Annotated in this window: 18 protein-coding genes; 10 read left to right on the forward strand and 8 right to left on the reverse strand. The window is 33.6% G+C overall.

The genetic code is table 11. From position 1 onward, the window contains the following. Positions 1 to 33 precede the first annotated feature (33 nt). Positions 34 to 1095, reverse strand: a complete 1062-nt coding sequence (locus JI750_RS09395; RefSeq protein ID WP_202000719.1) for a DUF3810 domain-containing protein — start codon at positions 1093 to 1095, stop codon at positions 34 to 36. Between the two features lie 207 nt (positions 1096 to 1302). On the opposite strand from JI750_RS09395, the gene JI750_RS09400 reads away from it, so the two are divergent. Further along, a complete protein-coding gene (locus JI750_RS09400) occupies positions 1303 to 2763 on the forward strand; it encodes an aminoacyl-histidine dipeptidase (RefSeq protein ID WP_202000721.1) in 1461 nt (486 codons plus the stop codon). A 60-nt stretch (positions 2764 to 2823) separates the two neighbouring features. On the opposite strand, the gene JI750_RS09405 is transcribed toward JI750_RS09400, so the two are convergent. The 4 genes from JI750_RS09405 to JI750_RS09420 all read right to left on the reverse strand — a co-directional run bounded on the left by JI750_RS09405 (position 2824) and on the right by JI750_RS09420 (position 6905). Then, positions 2824 to 3162: a DHCW motif cupin fold protein gene (locus tag JI750_RS09405; RefSeq protein ID WP_202000724.1), complete on the reverse strand. Its 339-nt coding sequence runs from the start codon at positions 3160 to 3162 to the stop codon at positions 2824 to 2826. A gap of 91 nt (positions 3163 to 3253) precedes the next feature. Beyond that, positions 3254 to 4036 (reverse strand): carboxypeptidase-like regulatory domain-containing protein, encoded by a 783-nt coding sequence (locus JI750_RS09410; RefSeq protein ID WP_202000727.1) that lies wholly within the window; start codon positions 4034 to 4036, stop codon positions 3254 to 3256. A 173-nt stretch (positions 4037 to 4209) separates the two neighbouring features. After that, positions 4210 to 6123 carry a DEAD/DEAH box helicase gene (locus JI750_RS09415; protein ID WP_202000729.1) on the reverse strand — a complete coding sequence of 638 codons (1914 nt, stop codon included), beginning with the start codon at positions 6121 to 6123 and terminating at the stop codon, positions 4210 to 4212. A gap of 203 nt (positions 6124 to 6326) precedes the next feature. Further along, positions 6327 to 6905 (reverse strand): non-canonical purine NTP diphosphatase, encoded by a 579-nt coding sequence (locus JI750_RS09420; RefSeq protein WP_202000732.1) that lies wholly within the window; start codon positions 6903 to 6905, stop codon positions 6327 to 6329. Positions 6906 to 6981: 76 nt separating this feature from the next. On the opposite strand from JI750_RS09420, the gene JI750_RS09425 reads away from it, so the two are divergent. Further along, on the forward strand, positions 6982 to 8760 hold the full coding sequence (locus tag JI750_RS09425) for an ABC transporter ATP-binding protein (protein WP_202000735.1): 1779 nt from the start codon (positions 6982 to 6984) through the stop codon (positions 8758 to 8760). Here the strand turns inward: JI750_RS09425 and JI750_RS09430 are convergent. Beyond that, positions 8741 to 9124, reverse strand: a complete 384-nt coding sequence (locus JI750_RS09430) for a ribosomal maturation YjgA family protein (protein WP_202000739.1) — start codon at positions 9122 to 9124, stop codon at positions 8741 to 8743. The two genes, JI750_RS09425 and JI750_RS09430, sit on opposite strands and share 20 nt — an antisense overlap. 117 nt (positions 9125 to 9241) lie before the next feature. Here JI750_RS09430 and JI750_RS09435 point away from each other — a divergent pair, with 117 nt between their 5' ends. The 3 genes from JI750_RS09435 to JI750_RS09445 all read left to right on the forward strand — a co-directional run bounded on the left by JI750_RS09435 (position 9242) and on the right by JI750_RS09445 (position 11532). Continuing rightward, on the forward strand, positions 9242 to 10420 hold the full coding sequence (locus tag JI750_RS09435) for a glycoside hydrolase family 88 protein (protein WP_202000742.1): 1179 nt from the start codon (positions 9242 to 9244) through the stop codon (positions 10418 to 10420). Between the two features lie 6 nt (positions 10421 to 10426). Further along, positions 10427 to 10834: a hypothetical protein gene (locus JI750_RS09440; protein WP_202000746.1), complete on the forward strand. Its 408-nt coding sequence runs from the start codon at positions 10427 to 10429 to the stop codon at positions 10832 to 10834. 266 nt (positions 10835 to 11100) lie between these two features. Beyond that, on the forward strand, positions 11101 to 11532 hold the full coding sequence (locus JI750_RS09445) for a hypothetical protein (RefSeq protein ID WP_202000749.1): 432 nt from the start codon (positions 11101 to 11103) through the stop codon (positions 11530 to 11532). 45 nt (positions 11533 to 11577) lie between these two features. On the opposite strand, the gene JI750_RS09450 is transcribed toward JI750_RS09445, so the two are convergent. Continuing rightward, complete coding sequence (locus JI750_RS09450; protein ID WP_202000753.1) at positions 11578 to 13092, reverse strand: FMN-binding glutamate synthase family protein; 1515 nt, start codon at positions 13090 to 13092, stop codon at positions 11578 to 11580. 37 nt (positions 13093 to 13129) lie between these two features. Next, positions 13130 to 13909, reverse strand: a complete 780-nt coding sequence (locus JI750_RS09455; protein WP_202000755.1) for an NYN domain-containing protein — start codon at positions 13907 to 13909, stop codon at positions 13130 to 13132. Positions 13910 to 14109: 200 nt separating this feature from the next. Here JI750_RS09455 and JI750_RS09460 point away from each other — a divergent pair, with 200 nt between their 5' ends. From JI750_RS09460 to JI750_RS09480, 5 genes are all read left to right on the forward strand, one after another. Next, complete coding sequence (locus JI750_RS09460) at positions 14110 to 14559, forward strand: RrF2 family transcriptional regulator (protein ID WP_202000757.1); 450 nt, start codon at positions 14110 to 14112, stop codon at positions 14557 to 14559. Between the two features lie 20 nt (positions 14560 to 14579). After that, positions 14580 to 15107, forward strand: coding sequence for an azurin (gene azu, locus JI750_RS09465; protein ID WP_202000759.1), 528 nt, complete (start codon positions 14580 to 14582; stop codon positions 15105 to 15107). A 99-nt stretch (positions 15108 to 15206) separates the two neighbouring features. Beyond that, positions 15207 to 17441 carry a nitric-oxide reductase large subunit gene (locus tag JI750_RS09470; RefSeq protein WP_202000760.1) on the forward strand — a complete coding sequence of 745 codons (2235 nt, stop codon included), beginning with the start codon at positions 15207 to 15209 and terminating at the stop codon, positions 17439 to 17441. Between the two features lie 38 nt (positions 17442 to 17479). Then, a complete protein-coding gene (gene ric, locus JI750_RS09475; protein WP_202000762.1) occupies positions 17480 to 18211 on the forward strand; it encodes an iron-sulfur cluster repair di-iron protein in 732 nt (243 codons plus the stop codon). 269 nt (positions 18212 to 18480) lie between these two features. Then, a complete protein-coding gene (locus JI750_RS09480; protein WP_236673007.1) occupies positions 18481 to 19704 on the forward strand; it encodes a cbb3-type cytochrome c oxidase subunit I in 1224 nt (407 codons plus the stop codon). Positions 19705 to 19732: the final 28 nt, after the last annotated feature.

Consider the following 19732-nt stretch of genomic DNA (forward strand, 5'->3'; position numbering starts at 1 on the left):
AGTAGTTATGAAATCATTTTTGTTACAGTTGGATTATAATTTTCTTGTTTTATAATAATTAATCGTCAAATCGATGAACTTGCTATAGCTTTGCATTCCGTCTTTCTGGTTATTTGTTTTTAAAAAACTATCCCATAGAAAATGAAAGCCTTCGTCTATAAATGTGTCATATTTTTTCCAGAAATCTTGGTCTTCTTGATAGTTTTTTAAAATTCCAGGATTTACTCGTTTCTTTAATACTTCAAAAATTTTCTCATTTTTAAACTTCCAGATTCCGAGACAATAACGTAATGCAAAACTATATCCCGCATATTGATAATATAAATTGTCATTTTTTACAGAAGCCAAAAGACCAATAAAATTGCATTCACTTTCACTTGCAAAACCAATCTGATGTGCCATTTCATGGGCTGTGGTTAGCGGAAAAGTGTACATTGGCAGTAAGTCGTTAATTTGCGCTTCGTTTGTAAATGGATTTAAATAACCGCCAAATCCCATATAGGTTAAAGGAACGCTGAATAATGAGTTTTTTACGCTTAATGTTTCGTATTTGAAATAAGAATGCTCTTTTGCTAAATTATCGTAACCGTTTAAAATCATGTTAAATGATTCTTTCTGTGAATATGGAAAAACAACTTTAGCGCTATCATTTTTTGTGATTTGAAACTGAATTTCATTCGTCTTTGCAATTAATCTTTTAGTAAAAGCCAAAAGATCAGCATCGGTATATTCTCTTTTGATTTCCATTTTCTCAAAAAGAGGTTTTCTGTAATAATTGAAAGCCCAAAGAAGGTGAAAGAAAAAGTAAAAAACAGAAATCTTACCCAGCATTGTTAGAAGGTGATCTTTCCAATCTGTTCTCCATGTTTTTCTGATTTTCCAAAACCAGCTAATTATAGAAATCATCAAAATAGCATAAATTATGTCGCCGACAGAAAACGGAACTTTACCTAAAACCGTTCTAGAAAAATGTGAAATCCTAGCGAATAAATTTTTACTGTAAAAACCTTCAACAAAATCTGGGAAGTATGGAAGGATTTTATAAAAAATGATTTGAACTATTAAAAATAAAGGTAAAAAGTATTTTGATTTCACAAGTTAAATTTTAGATACGTAAATATAAATACAATATCGAATGATTGAAAAAAGTTCGTCATGAATTCTGCGAATTTTCGTTAATTATTGATTTATTCCATTTTAGATCCGTTTTAATTAGTGCTAATTAGTGCAATTCGTGGCAAAAAAAGCAATTAAACTTTGTAACTTTGAAGCTCTTAATTGTTAAACACCAAACAAAATATAATGAGTCAAGAAATAAGAAATCTGGAACCAAAAGCACTTTGGAACAAATTTGCAGATTTAAATGCTGTTCCTCGTCCATCGAAGAAAGAAGAGCGTGTAATTGAGTTTATGAAAAACTTTGGAAACAGCTTAGGTTTAGAAACTTTCGAAGATGAAATCAGAAACGTAATCATCAGAAAACCTGCAACTCCGGGAATGGAAAACCGTAAGGCAATCGTAATGCAAGGACATTTAGATATGGTGCATCAAAAAAATGCCGATACCGTTTTTGATTTTGATACACAAGGAATCGATATGTATGTGGATGGTGACTGGGTTCGCGCACGTGGCACAACGCTTGGAGCTGACAATGGGCTAGGAGTGGCGACTATTATGGCTATTCTTGAAAGCAAAGATATTCCGCATCCTGCAATTGAAGCTTTGTTTACAATTGATGAAGAAACTGGAATGACAGGAGCCTTAAACTTAAAAGGTGGAATTCTTCAAGGTCAAATTTTATTGAATTTAGATACAGAAGAAGATGATGAAATTGATATCGGATGTGCTGGTGGAATTGACGTAACAGCAACAAGAACCTATCACGAAGAAAAAGTTCCAGAAGGTTCTGTTGGGTATACGATTACAGTAAAAGGCCTAAATGGTGGACATTCAGGAATGGATATCAATAAAGGTTTAGGAAATGCAAATAAAATCATGAACCGTTTGTTATTTGATGCATTTGAAAACTTTGGTTTGCAGATTGTTGAAATTAATGGCGGAAGTCTTAGAAATGCAATTCCGAGAGAAAGTGTTGCGAAAGTAATTATTTCTCAAATGTTTGATGAGGCTTATGTTTATGATATGCAGGAAATCATTTCTGATATTAAAGCTGAATATAAAACAACCGAACCAAACTTATCTATTGAAATCGTAAAAGGTGATTTGCCTGAAAAAGTGATGGATTTAGGTGTTCAAGAAGGGATTGTTAGAGCGATTTATGCAGCTCAGAATGGAGTTTATAAAATGAGCGCTGATATGGCCGATTTGGTGGAAACTTCAAACAATATCGCTCGTGTTGTTATTAAAGATGGAGAGATTTTGGTTGGATGTTTAACACGTTCTTCTGTTGAATCTTCAAAATTTGATTTAGCTAATTCACTACGTTCTGCTTTTGAATTGGTTGGATGTGAAGTCGAACTTTCTGGTTCTTATCCAGGATGGACTCCAAATGTAAACTCTGAAATTTTAGAAGTTTTAAAAGAGATTTACGAAAAGCAAAATGGTGAGCAGCCAAAAGTTGTAGCTTGCCACGCAGGTTTAGAATGCGGAATTTTAGGAACAAATTACCCTGATATGGATATGATTTCTTTTGGACCAACAATTCACGGAGCGCACTCTCCAGACGAAAGAGCAAGTATTTCATCTGCACAGAAATATTGGAAATTTGTATTAGAAATTCTTTCTAATATTCCAGTGAAATAAAAAAGGTTTCAGTCGAAGTCTCGGTTTGCAGTTTTTATAAAGCTGCAAACCGAGACCAGGCTAAACTAAAAAGTCGCCATCTATTATAAGCAATTCTACTCCTTTTGTTGTAATAGAACGATGAGAACTCATGTCATCAGAAACGATATAAGTCATTCCTTTTGAAAATTTTATTTTTTCACCATTTCCTAATTCGCTTATAAAAGCTCCTTCCAAGCAATGTACAATGTGTCCTTTTTGACACCAGTGATCTGCATGGTAATTTTTACTGTAAACAACTTTTCGAACACGTAAACCTCCTAATTGTATGGTCTGCCAATAAGCAGTTCCGGTTTCTCCTGTGTGTTCTGTTTTTTCGATTTGACTCCAATCAATCGTCTGAAAGGGTATTGTTGACATTTTTTTTGTGGTTTATGTAGTTAGTAGTTATATTTAAAACAAAAAAAATCCTCAGTTTTAAAAATGAGGATTGATTTTTTATGTTGTGAGTTTAATTTCGTTTCAAAACTTTATATTGTTCATAACAAGCGCTGATTGCATCCATAATCTGAAGGTCATTTGCACTTTGAATGAAAGAATCAGAATAATTGCAACGATGCATAATTTCAGGAATTTCATCCTTGCTGATTCCTAATAACACCGCAACTGTTTCGCGATCGTATTTTGATTCTAAAAGTGTTCGTACAGTATCATCTTTTTTCATTTCCTTCAGCTTCTTGAGTTCTTTACCATTTTTTCCGAAGAAATTATAGAGCATATCGGCAGGGTTAAAAATCGAACCGAGAACTTTACCAAAAGCATTTGGGGCATATTCTCCAGCTTCATAACCTTGTGTAAGGCCTGAAATACTATAGCGATAGTTTTCTTTTGTTGGAATTAATTTAGAGTCAATTTCAAGATATCCTGTTAAAGAAAATGGAGCAATAACAACTTCTTCCAAAGCAATTGCTTTTTCGGTAAGCTGAATTCTAGTTACTTTGTTTTTTATCCAGTCATTTGTAACTCTGATTCTTAGTGATTGAAATCCTAGAATAGAAAAATGAAGTGTATCGTTTACTTGTACGTCAATTTCAAAATATCCTTTTTCGTCAGATTTTGCACCACGCACTTTGTTGGTGTTGATGATATTTACTCCAGCAAGTGGCTGTTTGCTGTCGTCGTTAATAACGTAACCTGAAACTCTTTGTGGAACTGTTGGCTGTGTATCTTGCGTATCTTGTGCAAAACCAATATTAGCGAGAAGTGTAAAAAAGAAAATTGCGAAATATTTCATATCCTGATTTAAAGCTCTAAAAGTAGTAAATAGGGATTAAATATCTCGCAGTCTTGGAATTTAATTATAAGAAAATTAACAAAGACATTGATGAGATTATTAGATATAAGAAAAAATCCCAAATTCCGTATAAAATTGGAATTTGGGATTTTGTATTTTAAGAAATTAGATTATTAATCTCTTCTTGATCTTCTTGGTCTTGAACTATCTCCGAAGTTTTCTGAACGTCTTGGAGCTCTATCTGAACCACCTTCGTTTCTTGGAGCAGAACTTCTAAAACCACCTTCTCTTCTTGAAGATGAGTTTCTGTCACCTCTAAAGCCTCCGTCACGAGATCCGCCTTCGCGTGAACCTCCGTCTCTTGAGCCTCTGTCACTTCTGAATCCGCCTTCACGTCTTGGAGCAAAGTTTCCGTCTCTTCTTCCAGAGTCTCTTCTTCCGCCACGGTTGTTGTGATCACGTCTTCCTCCACCATCATTTTTAGAAATCTCAACATTGATACGACGACCTTCTAATTGAACATTGTTTAAAACGTCCATTACTTTGTCTGTATGCTGAGGATCTGTGTTAAAGAAAGAAAATCCTTCTTTTACATCTACTTTAAAGATATCATCACGACCTAAGTCTAATGTTTCTTTCAAGTAATCTTTTAATGACATCCAGTCGAAGTTGTCTCTAGAACCAATGTTCACAAAATAACGAACTGCTCCATTATTGCTAAATTCTCTTGGTTCAGAATCGCCTCTTTCACGTCTTTCTCCGCCAGAAACAGAAATATCTCTGTTCTTTTTGTAGTATGCGATGAAACGGTTAAATTCTACTGATACCATTTTTTTGATCAATTCTTCTTTAGATAAATCTTCAAGAACATTGTTGATTGCTGGTAAATAGTTGTCAATTTCGTGATCAACCTCAGTATCTTTAATTTTATTAGCTAAGTGTAATAACTGAATTTCGCAGATTTCGATTCCAGATGGAATAGATTTTTCTTCGAATTTTTGTTTGATAATTCTTTCGATAGAAGAAATTTTACGTAACTCACTTTTTGTAACAATTACAATAGAAGTACCTAATTTTCCAGCTCTACCAGTACGACCAGAACGGTGGTTGTATGTTTCGATTTCGTCAGGTAATTGGTAGTTTACAACGTGAGTTACGTTATCAACGTCAATACCACGTGCAGCAACGTCAGTAGCAACAAGCATCTGAATTTGTCTTCCACGGAACGATTTCATTACACCATCACGTTGCGCTTGAGATAAATCTCCGTGTAACGCAGCGGCGCTATATCCATCTTCAATTAACTTCTCGGCAATAGCTTGCGTGTCTCTTTTTGTACGACAGAAAACTACTGAGAAAATGTCTGGATTAGCATCAGCTAAACGTTTTAATGCTTCGTAACGATCACGAGCATTAACTAAATAAAATTCGTGAGAAACTGTAGATGAACCTGAGTTTTTAGCACCAACAGTAATCTCAACTGGTTCGCTCATAAATTGTTTTGCAATTCTAGCAACCTCTTGTGGCATAGTTGCAGAGAACAACCATGTGCTTTTTTCATCTGGAGTATCTGATAAAATAGATACGATATCCTCATAGAATCCCATGTTTAACATTTCGTCAGCCTCATCAAGAACACAGTAATCTATGTTTTTAATGTTAACTAAACCTCTGTTAATCATGTCTTGCATTCTTCCTGGAGTTGCCACAATAATTTGCGCACCTCTCTTTATTTCTCTTGCTTGCTCTGTTATACTAGCTCCTCCGTAAACTGCTACCACATTAATACCTTTTTCGTATTTTGAGTAGTTTTTAAGTTCGTTAGTAATCTGTAAACATAACTCGCGTGTTGGCGATAAAACTAATGCTTGTGTATTTCTGTTGTCGGCATCAATTTTTTGAATTAGCGGAAAACCGAAAGCTGCCGTTTTCCCTGTCCCTGTTTGAGCCAACGCAACCATATCCGTGTCTTTTTCCAATAATAGGGGAATCGCCTTTTCCTGTACCTCTGACGGATTTTCAAATCCTAGATCTAAAATCGCCTTCAGTAACGATTCATTCAATCCTAATTGTTCAAATTTATTCATATGTGTTTTAAAATAGGGTGCAAAATTACTGCTAATTATTCAGATAAACTAATGCAATTTTAAGAATTATGTATTTGTTAAGAATTGATTATCAAAAAGTTACATTTTTGTTGAAATAAATTTTCGTGTTAAATGAAGAAATATGCTAAAAAACACGTCTCAAAATCTAAAATTTAGCTAATAAAATGTTGTATTTTAAACAATTATTTTGTGGTGCTCAGGAAATCAATGAGTTGCTTAACTGCTTTTCCGCGATGGCCTATAGTGTTTTTAGTTTCCAAAGGCAGTTCTGCAAAGGTCTCATTAAAATTTTCAGGTTTAAAAATAGGATCATAACCAAAACCGTTTGTTCCTGTTTTTGTTATTGTAATATCTCCTTTTGCAATTCCAGTAAACAAATATTGTTTTCCGTCAAGGTTTAAAGTGATAACGGTCTTGAACTGGGCGCTGCGGTTTTCTTCATTTTTCAAAGCTTCTAAAAGCTTGTTCATGTTGTCATCTGCATTTTTTTGCTCGCCGGCATATCTCGCAGAATAAACTCCAGGTTCTCCATTTAACGCATTTACTTCTAGGCCTGTATCATCTGCAAAGCAATCGTAACCATATTTCTGGGTTACATAATCTGCTTTTAAAATGGCATTTCCTTCTATGGTATCAGCTGTTTCTGGAATGTCTTCAAAACAATTAATATCTTCTAAACTTAATATTTTAATGCTTTCAGGAAGCATACTTTGAATTTCTGCGATTTTATTTTTGTTATTTGAAGCGAAAACGAGTTTCATAGAATTAAGTGTTTAAATGATTTTCAACACAAATTTAGAATTCTTATATTTGATATGTTAGCTAAAATTCAAATAAATGCAATTATCAGTACTTTATAAAAAAATCCTGCCTTTTGTAAAGCCGTACAGAAAAATGGTAATTGCAACTTTACTGCTCACATTTTTAGGATCATTTGCTGCACAGGTAAATGCTGTAATTTTAAAATATACTGTAGATACCATAAATAATTTAATGGTTGCTCACGAACCTTTATCCAAAGGATTTCATTTACTCGGAATTATTAGCGTCGTCTTGTTAACTAAAGAATTGGTTAATTCTGTGGTTCAATTTGGACAGAAATTCTATGGAGAAAAACTCCGAATTTTTATTACGCGGGATATCTCTCAAACCATTGTAGAAAAAATTCTAAGTTATAGAATGGAGTTTTATACTTCTGATGAAAATGAAAGCGGAAAACTTCAAACCAGAATCGATGCTGGAATTAGCAGTTTAACACGATTGGTTCAAAATTTCTTTATTGATATTTTGCCTTTGTTTGCAAACGCTTTTGTGGCTTTGGTAATTATGTTTTATGCCAATGTTTATGTCGGATTGGTGAGTTTATGTATCATTCCGATTTATTTTTACATCAGTCAATTGCAGGCAACGAGATTGAGCGGATTTAGACGAAGAATGCGTAATTACCGCGAAACTAAAAACAACGGAATTATCAGTTTAATTGAATCGATAACCGTAATAAAATCTTTTGTACGTGAATCAACCGAAGCCGATCGACACGAAAAGATTCAGTTTGAGATGACAGAAAATCAGCTGCAGACAAGAAAGACTAGCTTTATTTTTGAAAGCATTAAAAGTTTTGTAGAGCAGATAGGAGTGGTGATTATCATTATTCTGACAGCTTATTTTGTTTTGAATAATCAAATGACAATTGGTGCGATTATGTTTCATATTATGCTATTTAATAATGTTTCATCGCCAATTAGACAATTGCACCGTATTTATGATGAAGTAAATGACGCTTTGATTTATTCGGAAGGATTCTTTGATATTTTAGAAGCAGAGCATGAAACAGAAACTAGCGGTAATTATATCCCAGAAAAAATTGTTGGATTAATAGAAGTGAAAAATGTAGATTTTGTATATCCAAACGGAACTCAGGCGCTTTATGATATTAATTTCACTGTAAAACCAAATGAAACCACCGCTTTGGTAGGATTAAGCGGAGCTGGAAAAAGTACGATTATTAATTTATTGGATAAATTCTACTTGCCTTCGTCGGGCCAGATATTTTTGGATGGAGTTGATTTAGTGGAATACAATACAGATTTTCTGCGTAAAAATATTGGTTTGGTACTTCAAAAGAATCACATTTTTAAAGGTACAATTTTAGAGAATATTTTATACGGAAAACCTGAAGCTTCAAAAGAAGAAGTTATAGAAGCAGCAAAGCAAGCTTATATTCATGAACAGGTTATTCAATTGCCAAAAAGTTATGATTCTGATGCACATTTACTTTCAGGTGGACAGCAACAGCGTATTGCGATTGCTAGATTGTTTCTAAAAAATCCGCCAATCATTTTTCTTGATGAACCAACGGCAAGTTTGGATGCAATTGCAACAGAGCAGATTAAAAAGTCTTTAGATGCGATCAAAAAAGATCGAACTGTAATTATCATATCGCATAGTATTTCCCAAATTATTGACGCCTCGAATATTATTGTTTTAGAGAAAGGTAGATGTGTCGAAAAAGGAACTCATGATGAATTATATGATAATAAAGGAACATATCATCAAATATTCATGGCAATGGCCAACAGTTTAAATATCGAAAAAATCACGCAGACTTTTGATTGAAACAATTCAGTGTAATTTTCTCAGTCATAAAAACCACAATGATTCCGAAAGTATAAGCCAGAATATCTTCCCAAAGAAATCCCTGTCCTAAAACGTATCTTCCCAAAAGTGTTTTTCTAAGTTCTACAATCCAATCGGCTTGATATAATTGTAGAAATTCAATTCCATAACAAATCAATAGAGAAAGGAATGCAATTAAGAAAGCATTTTTAAATGGAAGAAATATTCGAACTAATATGTAAATCATTACGGCATAAAGAAAATCGCCAATCCATAAAGGAATAAAAGAGATTTTTCTTGAAAGTATTCCAAGGAGAATTATGGTTAGAAAAACTATGAAATAGTTAATTCTGGATTTGTTCAAAATAGAAATTACGGTATTAATTGTACATATTAGGTTGAACAAAAATACAAAACCCAATTCAATTTACTTTATTTCATACATTTATCAGTTAAAACAACTATTTATCAAAATAACCACATGAAGGCAAAATTTTTTACCCTGATTGCAGCTTTGTTTCTTGTAGGAAATCAAAGCTATTCTCAAAAAGACAATTCGTTTAATATTAAAAAGCAATTGGATTATTGTGCAGAGCAAGCTTCAAAAACTTTAAAAGTAATTCCAAACGATGGCACTTCTCCAAGAACAGTTCCGAACGGAAGCAATGAATGGAAATTTGTTGGCTATAAAGATTGGACTAGCGGATTCTGGCCTGGAGAATTGTGGTTTTTGTATGAAGCAACCAAAGATAAAAAATGGGAAAAAGAAGCCGATAAATTCAGTCGTTTTTTAACGCCATTATCTACCAGTAAAGCAGGTGATCACGATTTAGGCTTTCAGATTTTCAATAGTTTTGGAAACGGATATAGATTGACTAAAAATCTGGAATACAAGCAGATTATTTTAAGAACTGCGGATACATTGGCAACGCTATTTAATCCGAAAGTGGGAACAATTCAGTCTTGGCCTCATAATAAAATGGGCGGTCACAATACCATTATTGATAATATGATGAATTTGGAGCTTTTGTTTTGGGCTTCAAAAAATGGTGGAAATAAAAATTTATATGATATCGCTGTAAAACATGCCGAAACTACAATGGCAAATCATTTTAGACCAGATAATACTTCTTATCATGTTATAATTTATGATTACGAAACCGGAAAAAAGATAAAAGGAAGAACTGCTCAAGGATACAGTGACGATAGTATGTGGGCGCGTGGTCAGGCTTGGGCTATCTATGGTTTTACAATGACTTATAGAGAAACAAAAGATGTTAAGTTTTTAGATTTTGCTCATAAATTAGCGCGTGTTTATTTGGATAAATTAACCACAGAAGATTTAATCCCATATTGGGATTTTAATGCGCCAAATATTCCAAATGAACCGAGAGATGCTTCAGCGGCGGCAATCGTTTCTTCTGCATTATTAAAATTAAGTTCGTATACAAAAGACAAGAATTTAAAAGCGGAATATTTAACAAAAGCAAAGAAGATGATTGTTTCGCTTTCAGATAATTATCAAAGTCACGATGTAAATTCAGCATTTTTACTTCATTCAACAGGTCATAAACCTGCAAATAGTGAGATAGATTGTTCTATAAATTACGCAGATTATTACTATCTTGAGGCATTATTAAGACTTCAAAAACTAAAATAAAAGATTATGCTAAAGAAAATAAGCCAAATTGCCTTTGCAGTAATGATCGTATTAATGCTTGCGAGCTGTAAAAACACTAAACAGAAACTTCAAGAGTATGTTGTTACGTACAACAAAAACATTGCTCCAAGTTTTAGAGCCGATAATGTAACGCTTACAACAGCAAGAGGTTATATTAACGACGATAAAATTGAATTGCGATTTGAAACCGATTTAGAACAAAATGAGGCTAATAAATCGGCGTCTGTTATTTCTTTTCCAAAATTGATAAAACTGATGATCGATAAAGACGAGATTCCAAGACAATTAATTGAAGAAGGAGTTCAATTTGATGTTTATTTTCTAGCAGATGATAATACCGTTTTAGACAAAGAAACCTTAACGGGAGAATCGCTTAAAGATTTTTTGAAATAAAAGATTGAGTTTTTGCACAAAACAGAATCATTTTAATTCTTACATATTAAAAGTCTCTTTAAAGTTTATTTAAAGAGACTTTTTTGTATTTAAGGCTGAAATTTAATTATAGAAGAAATGTTTTTATTCTTACAAATGTTTTCTTTTTGCGGACACAACTGGTTTGGATTCAAAGAATTACAGATGTTTTTTTATATGTGCATATTGGTTTTATGTTATAAATTGGTTATGTTTGAGTTAAAAAATAACTATTAAACCAAAAATTTATGAAAAAAATTACCCAAATCGCATTTGTTCTAGCTTTTGCATTATTTTTAGTAAGCTGTAAAAACACCAAGCAGAAAATTCAGGAACATGTAAGTAACTATAACAATTCGTCTTCTATAAAAGGAAGCGGAATTACGAGCACAACGGCAAAAGCTTTTTTAAATGACAATAAAATCGAAATTAGGATCGAAACCAATTTAGAAGAAAATGATGCTAACAAATTAGCCTACAAAGAATCTTTTCCTAGTTTATTGAAAGAAATGATTAAGAGTGATCAAATTTCTCCATCGCTTATCGCTGAAGGAGTGAAGTTTGATGTTTATTTTTTAGCTTATAATAATGCTATTTTAGCTCAAGAATTAGTAGATCAGGAAGAATTAGCAGTTTTAGAAGGAGATGCAAAGGCAGGTAAAGAGACGGCAAAATTATAATCGAAAATAGAGAAAAAAAATCCTCTTCATTTGAAGAGGATTTTTTTATGAGAACTGAGTAACGTTTTTCAAATTATCTGGAAAATAAAGCTCCGATAAGTTAGTAAATTCATCTCCACGCATAAAGATATTGATGTCAACATCTGCAAATGATGTTTTTCCAGCCGCAGCCAAAAGTTCGTTCGCAGCATGAAGCGTATTTTTATGAAAATGGTAAACTCTTTCAGATTTATCGGTAACAACCAAACCTTTCATCAGCATTTTATTCTGAGTTGCAACTCCAGTTGGGCATTCGTTATTATGACAACGTAAAGCCTGAATGCAGCCTAAAGAAAACATAAATCCTCTTGCACTGTTACACATATCTGCGCCCAACGCAATTGCATGTAGAATAGAATAACCTGAAATAATTTTTCCGCTTCCAATAATACGCATTTTATCGCGAATCCCTAAACGCACCAAAGTTTTGTTTACGAAAATCAACGCTGGCTCAAAAGGCATTCCGACACCATCTGCAAATTCAAGTGGAGCAGCTCCAGTTCCTCCTTCGGCGCCGTCAACTGTAATGAAATCTGGGTAAGTATCTTCGTTAATCATTTCTTGGCAGATAGCTTCAAACTCAGCTGTATTTCCAATACATAATTTAAATCCGATTGGTTTTCCATTAGATAAATCACGCAATTGTTTAATAAACTGAATTAATCCGTTGGCATCAGAAAAAGCATGATGCCCAGGAGGAGAAAGAATCATAGTATGTGGTACGACACCTCTAATTTTAGCAATCTGCTCAGTGTTTTTTCTTGCAGGAAGAACTCCGCCATGTCCTGGTTTTGCACCTTGAGAGATTTTAATCTCGATCATCTTTACATTTGGTAGATTGGCTTTTTCTTTGAAGTTTTCAGGGCTGAAATTGCCTTCTGCATCACGACAACCAAAATATCCTGTACCAATCTGCCAAGTAATATCTCCGCCACCTGCAAGATGAAATTCAGTTAATCCACCTTCTCCAGTATTTTGATAGAAATTTCCTTTTTGCGCACCAATATTGATGGCACGAACTGCATGTTCGCTCAATGAACCAAAACTCATTGCCGAAACATTAAATAAAGAAGCAGAGTAAGGCTGTTTGCAATCTTTTCCGCCAACTAATACACGAGGTAATTCTTCGTTTACTTTTGCTGGAAAAATAGAATGTTTTATTCCTTCGTAATTTTCTGTATTTAAGTTTAATTGTGTTCCAAACGGAGTGCTCGAATCAATATTTTTTGCTCTTTGATAGACTAAAGACCGCTGGTTTCTAGAAAAAGGTTTTCCATCTGTAGATCTTTCGATAAAATACTGCTGAATCTCAGGTGCAATCATTTCGAAAAGATATCTAAAATATCCTAAAACGGGAAAGTTCCTTAAAATAGCATGTTTTTCTTGAGATGCGTTGTAAACTCCGACAATTAGCAAAAGCGGAATAATAAATACGAGTAAATAACCTCGTCCTGTGTAGTAATAAATTGCTGCAACAATTAGAAACAATAAGAATCCGTAAATAAAGAATTTTTTTCTCATGTTTTTAAAAAATTAGATAGGTAATAAAATGCGATAATTAGTTGAATCTTAAACGTACATAAACGTGTTTGATTCCTTTTTTGTCTGACTCTCTTTCATCAATTTCCAGAATATCAGTTAATGATTTAAGCATTGGAGTCAGTTTTGAATAACCATAATTTCGAGGGTCAAATTCAGGTTTTTTCTTCACGATCAAATTGCCGACATCTCCTAGAAATGCCCAGCCATCATCATCTTCAATATCTTCAATTGTAGATTCAATAAGTTCAATGGTTTGTTTGTCAATTTTATGAAGTGCTTTTTCAGCAGGTTTTTCAACTGGTTTTTTGGTATCTGCGGCTACAGCTTTTGGTTTTTTCTTTTGAGTTGCGCCATCCAAAACTTCAATATAAATAAATCGGTCGCAGGCAACAATAAAAGAGTTTGGCGTTTTCTTTTCTCCAATTCCAATTACTTTCATGCCCGATTCACGAAGTCTCACAGCAAGTCTTGTAAAATCGCTGTCGCTGGAAACAATGCAAAAGCCATCTAATTTTCCAGAATATAGTAAATCCATTGCATCAATAATTAGAGCAGAATCTGAGGAATTCTTTCCAACCGTGTAACTATATTGTTGAATAGGAGTAATAGCATGTTCCAATAAAACGCCTTTCCAGCCATTTGCATTCGGTTTTGTCCAATCGGCATAAATCCTTTTCGTAGTCGGAGTTCCTAATTTTGCAATTTCTTCCATCATGCCTTTTACATTACTATAAGGCACATTGTCTGCATCAATAAGAACTGCCAGTTTTAAATCTTTTGAATTGCTTAAAGGCATTTGTTAAATATTTAAAATTTAATACTCTCAAAGTTAAAATTAAAATTGGTTTTTATAAGAATTGAAAGATGAATATGTATAATTATTAGTACTAATTAGTTTCATTATAAATAATGTTTGTTCTTTTGAAAAATAATTAAAGATAAATTTGTCTTTTATTTAAAACCTCTCTATCTTTGTCTAGAATTAATTAAGGATGTATGTTTTCAAAAGCGTGTGAATACGGAATAAGAGCTTCAATATTTATTGCAACAAAATCTTCTAAAGGGATTAGGGTTGGGATAAAAGATGTGGCAAAAGAAATTGATTCACCGGAACCATTTACAGCCAAGATTATGCAGATTTTGACTAAAAGCGGTATAATTGATTCGACAAAAGGAGTAGGAGGCGGATTTGAAGTTTCGCCAGAAGCATCAAAGTCTATCAAATTAATTCAAATTGTAGATGCTATTGACGGAAATAAAATATACAGCGGCTGCGGAATCGGATTAAAAGAATGCTCGGAAGAGCACCCTTGCCCAGTTCATCACGAGTTCAAGAAAATAAGAGGACTGTTGCTGGAAATGCTTATCAATACAACTTTAGAACAGCTTGCTTCTGATGTTAAATCAGGAGATTTCTTTCTTAAAGCAACAAATCAGAACAATTAACATTATTAAATATCTTAAAAATGAATACAAAAACCAAAATTTCAGTATTAATCCTAATGGGATTTTTAGCAGTTACTTCTTGTGGTAAAAAAGAAACAGCTCCAGCTGAACCAACAGAAACGACTGAAGCATCAACTGAAGGCGAACAAGCTCCAGTAGCTGCAACGACAGAGGAAAATGTTTTAGTTATTGAAGGAAATGACCAAATGCAGTTTAATACAAATGAGTTGAAAGCCGTTGCAGGGAAACCAATCAAATTGACTTTGAAACATGTTGGTAAAATTCCGAAAGAAGCAATGGGACACAATTTAGTGATTTTACAAGAAGGAACAGACCAAGCTGCTTTTGCTTTAAAAGCGAATGATGCCAAAGCAACTGATTATATTCCAGAATCTGAAAAAGCTTCAATTATTGCACACACTAAATTAATTGGTGGTGGAGAAGAAGATACAATCGAGTTTACCATTGATAAAAAAGGATCATATCCATTTATTTGCTCTTTCCCCGGGCACGTAGCCATGATGAAAGGCGTTTTAATTGTTGAATAAATAATTAAAAGCTCCAAATGCTGTAATTGCTTTGGAGTTTTTTTAAAAACAAATAAAAGATAAAAATGTCTTTTATTTGAAATCCCCCCTCCCTACAAAATGAAAAAAGAAAAAAAATTATGGATAGTATTTGCATTGGTAATGAGTATATCATTTGCAGTACTGGGTTATTATGGTTACGAAATATATCAGGAGGCCCCACCAGTTCCGAAAGAAATTATAACCGATTCTGGAAAAGCTGTTTTTAGCGAAAGTGAAATTAAAGACGGACAAAATATCTGGCAAAGTATAGGTGGCCAGGAAGTGGGATCTATCTGGGGACACGGTGCCTATGTGGCCCCAGATTGGACCGCAGATTGGCTGCATAGAGAAGCTGTTTTTATCTTGGATCTTTATGCTAAGAAAGATTTTAATCAAAAATATGATGAATTGGATGCCGAAAAACAATCGGCTCTTAAGGTTCGTTTGCAAAAAGATTTAAGAACCAATCGATACGATGCTGAGACAGGAGTGCTTACCATTTCTGAAAACCGTTTGGCGGCGATTGAACACTTAAGTGAATATTATAAAGGTCTTTTTACAAATAATCCTCAATTTGATAAGTTGAGAGAAGAATATGCGATTCCGAAGAACTCGATTAAAGATGTGGAGAAAATGCATAAAATGAATGCCTTTTTCTTCTGGGCAACATGGGCAACAGTTACTAATCGTCCTGATGGAAATATTTCGTATACACATAACTGGCCGTCAGATGAATTGGTTGGAAATACTGCCACAACTGAACTTTTAGCTTGGTCTGGAGTAAGTATTATTTTATTGATTTTAAGTGTAGGAATCTTAGTTTTCTATCATGCAAGATCGGGTGAAGAAGAAGAATTTCCGCTTCCAAAAGAAGATCCGTTGATTAAGCAGGGCAAAACAAAATCGATGGGATTGGTAACCAAATATTTCTGGATTGTGAGTCTGTTGATGGTTTTGCAAATGGTTTTCGGAATTATTACAGCGCATTATGGAGTGGAAGGAAATGGTTTATATGGGATTCCGATTGATAAAATCCTCCCTTATGCTGTAACTCGTACATGGCACACTCAATTGGCTATTTTCTGGATTGCAACAGCTTGGCTGGCAACGGGATTATATATTGCTCCGGCTGTTTCTGGCAAAGATCCTAAATTTCAGTGTTTTGGTATTAATTTTCTATTCATCGCTTTATTGATTATTGTTTTAGGTTCAATGGCTGGGCAATGGTTTGGAGTAATGCAGAAATTAAATCTAGTTCAAAATTTCTGGTTTGGACATCAGGGATACGAATATGTTGATTTAGGCCGTTTCTGGCAGATTTTCCTTTTAGTAGGATTGTTTTTATGGTTGGCTTTAATGATTCGTCCGTTACTTCCAGTTTTAAAGAAAAAAACAGAAGAAAAAAATCTGATTATCTTGTTCTTGGTTTCTTGTAGCGCAATTGCAATGTTTTATGGAGCAGGATTAATGTGGGGAAGACAAACCAATCTAGCAATTGCAGAATATTGGAGATGGTGGGTAGTTCACCTTTGGGTTGAAGGATTCTTTGAAGTATTTGCTACAGTTGTAATTGCGTTCTTGTTTGTTCGTTTGGGATTATTAAAAACCAAAACAGCAACCCTAAATGTGCTTTTTGCAACCATTATTTTCATGTCTGGAGGGATTTTAGGAACATTCCACCACTTATATTTCTCAGGAACGCCAACGGCAATTATGGCTTTAGGAGCAACATTTAGCGCTTTAGAAGTGGTTCCGCTTACTTTAATAGGATTTGAAGCGTATCAAAACTATAAAATCTCGAAATCAACAAAATGGATTGCCGATTACAAATGGCCAATTTACTTTATGATTTCTGTAGCATTTTGGAATTTCCTTGGAGCCGGAATCTTCGGATTCATTATTAATCCGCCAATTGCCTTGTATTATGTTCAAGGATTAAATACAACACCTTTACATGGACATACGGCATTGTTCGGAGTGTACGGAATGCTAGGAATTGGTTTGGTATTATTTGTACTGAGAAGTTTATACCGAAATGTAAGCTGGAATACCAAATTGCTTAAAATTACTTTTTGGTCTTTAAATATTGGTTTATTTCTAATGGCAATCTTAAGTCTTCTTCCAATTGGAGTTTGGCAGGCAGTAGAAAGTATTAGTCACGGAATGTGGTATGCTCGTTCATCAGAATTAATGCAGCAGCCAGCAATGATTACTTTAAAATGGCTTCGTGCAATTGGAGATTCAATTTTCGGAATCGGGTTTATCACAATGGCTTGGTTTGTATTTGAATTGACATTAAAAAACAAAAAATAAACACAAAAAATATACACAAAAAATATAAATTGATTATCATGGAAAATTTAAAAAACAAAACAATAGGATCATTTGTAGCTGAAGATTTTAGAACAGCTGCAGTATTCTCTAAATATAGAATTGATTTTTGCTGCAAAGGAAACCGAACAGTTACCGAAGTATGCGAAAAACAAAATATTGATGCAGATGCTTTACTAGAAAATGTATTGCAAGTTGTACAATCAGAAAATAACGGAACGATCGATTTCAACTCATGGCCATTAGATTTATTGGCAGATTATATTGAGAAAACGCATCACCGTTATGTGGAAGAAAAAACGAATGTTTTGCTTCCGTTTTTAGATAAATTATGTAAAGTTCATGGAGCAAATCATCCTGAATTGTTTAAAATAAACGAATTGTTCATTGGCTGTGCAGGAGAATTATCTCAACACATGAAAAAAGAAGAGTTGGTTTTATTTCCATTTGTAAAAAGAATGGTGAAAACGAAAGATACAGATGGGGTTTTACATCAGCCATCTTTTGGAACCGTTGCAAATCCGATTGCGATGATGATGCACGAACATGACAATGAAGGCGAGCGTTTTAGAGAAATCGCTACGTTGACAGATAATTATACTCCGCCAGCAGATGCTTGTACGACTTACAGAGTAACTTTTGCTATGCTGAAAGAGTTTGAGGCAGATTTACACAAGCACATCCATTTGGAAAACAACATCTTATTTCCAAAAGCTGTTATTTTAGAAAAAGACTTTGTTGAAGTAGAATAAAGGTTAATTTTAATAGTGGAAAAGCACCGATAAAATATCTAACATGATAATTATCGGTGTTTTTTATATCAAGAAATGCTATTTTTAGCTGCTGAACTTTACGGTAACATTTGTCATTTCGAGGAACGAGAAATCACACTCGGAAATCGACAAAGATTGAAGAAATACTTTGCAGAATTACTAGTGTGATCCTTCCTTCGTCAGGATGACAAGATTGTGTTGAAAATAAAAAAATCTATGTTTCTATGTGTTTAAAAAATATTTCTAAAATGAATTCTCAAAAAACTTGGATACTGTGCTGTTTCTTTAATTTTCTGATTGCCTGTGTTTTCGGATTATTAATGCGTTTTATGTATCTCTTTCCGTTAGATTTTCTAAACTATAGCTTTCTGCTTCATGCCCATTCGCATGTTGCGATGTTGGGATGGGTTTATTTGATCGTTTATGTTTTGGTCGTTCATTTTTTTATTCCAAAAGAAAAAAGCCAGAAACCAATTTACAACCGTTTATTTTGGCTGACAGAATTTTCAGTAATCGGAATGATGATCGCCTTTCCGATTCAAGGATATGCTTTGTTTTCGATTATTTTCTCAACGATGCATATTTTGTTGAGTTATGTTTTTTGTCGTTTGATTTGGAAAGACTGTTTAAGAGATAAATCTCCTTCGCAAAGACTCTTATTGGCTTCGATTCTATTTATGATTTTATCAACTTTTGGTGTCTGGTGTCTTGGTCCAGCCGTGAGTACGTTAGGAAAACAAAGCGCTTTTTATCAGATTGCGATTCAGTTTTTTCTTCATTTTCAGTTTAATGGTTGGTTTATATTGGCAATTTTGGCTTTGTTTTTAAAACAATTTCAAGGTAAAATTGATGAGGTAAAGTTTAATAAATTTTACTTTTTAATGGTTATTGCTACGCTATTAACAGTTTGTTTTCCTGTGCGTTGGTTCATAGAAAATGATGTTTTGAGTTATATTAACGGTTTAGGAATTTTGCTTCAATTGGGAGCTTTTATTTGTTTCTATAAAATGCTGAAACCTCAAATTACTCATTTCAAAAAAACTTTAGATAAAACAACTAAAATAGTTTACGGTTTGGCTTTGTGTTCTTTATTTTTGAAAGTCGGAATTCAATTGCTTACTATTTTTCCAAACTTAGCTGAAGTTTCGCATCAAATTAGAAATTTTGTTATTGGATTTATTCACTTAACCACTTTGGGAATCATAACAGGATTTTTATTTGGAATTTTACTTCAGAATAAAATGCTTTCTGCCAATTCTTCAATATTGAAAATAGGAATGAAGTGTTTTATTTCAGGATATATTTTGACAGAAGTTTTGTTGTTTCTTCAAGGTTGGTTCTTCTTTTTTGGAAAAGGAAGTATTCCAGGATATTTTCAAAGTATTTTGATTTTTAGTATTCTTTTGGTTTTGGGACTAATTTTAATAATGACATCTCTAAGAAATAAAAAACAAGAGCCGATTTCGCGTTAAACCTGCTCTTGTTTCTTACTAATTAACC

Origin of the sequence: Flavobacterium tagetis, from assembly GCF_016735615.1 — a bacterium.
GTDB classification, from domain to species: Bacteria; Bacteroidota; Bacteroidia; order Flavobacteriales; family Flavobacteriaceae; genus Flavobacterium; species Flavobacterium tagetis.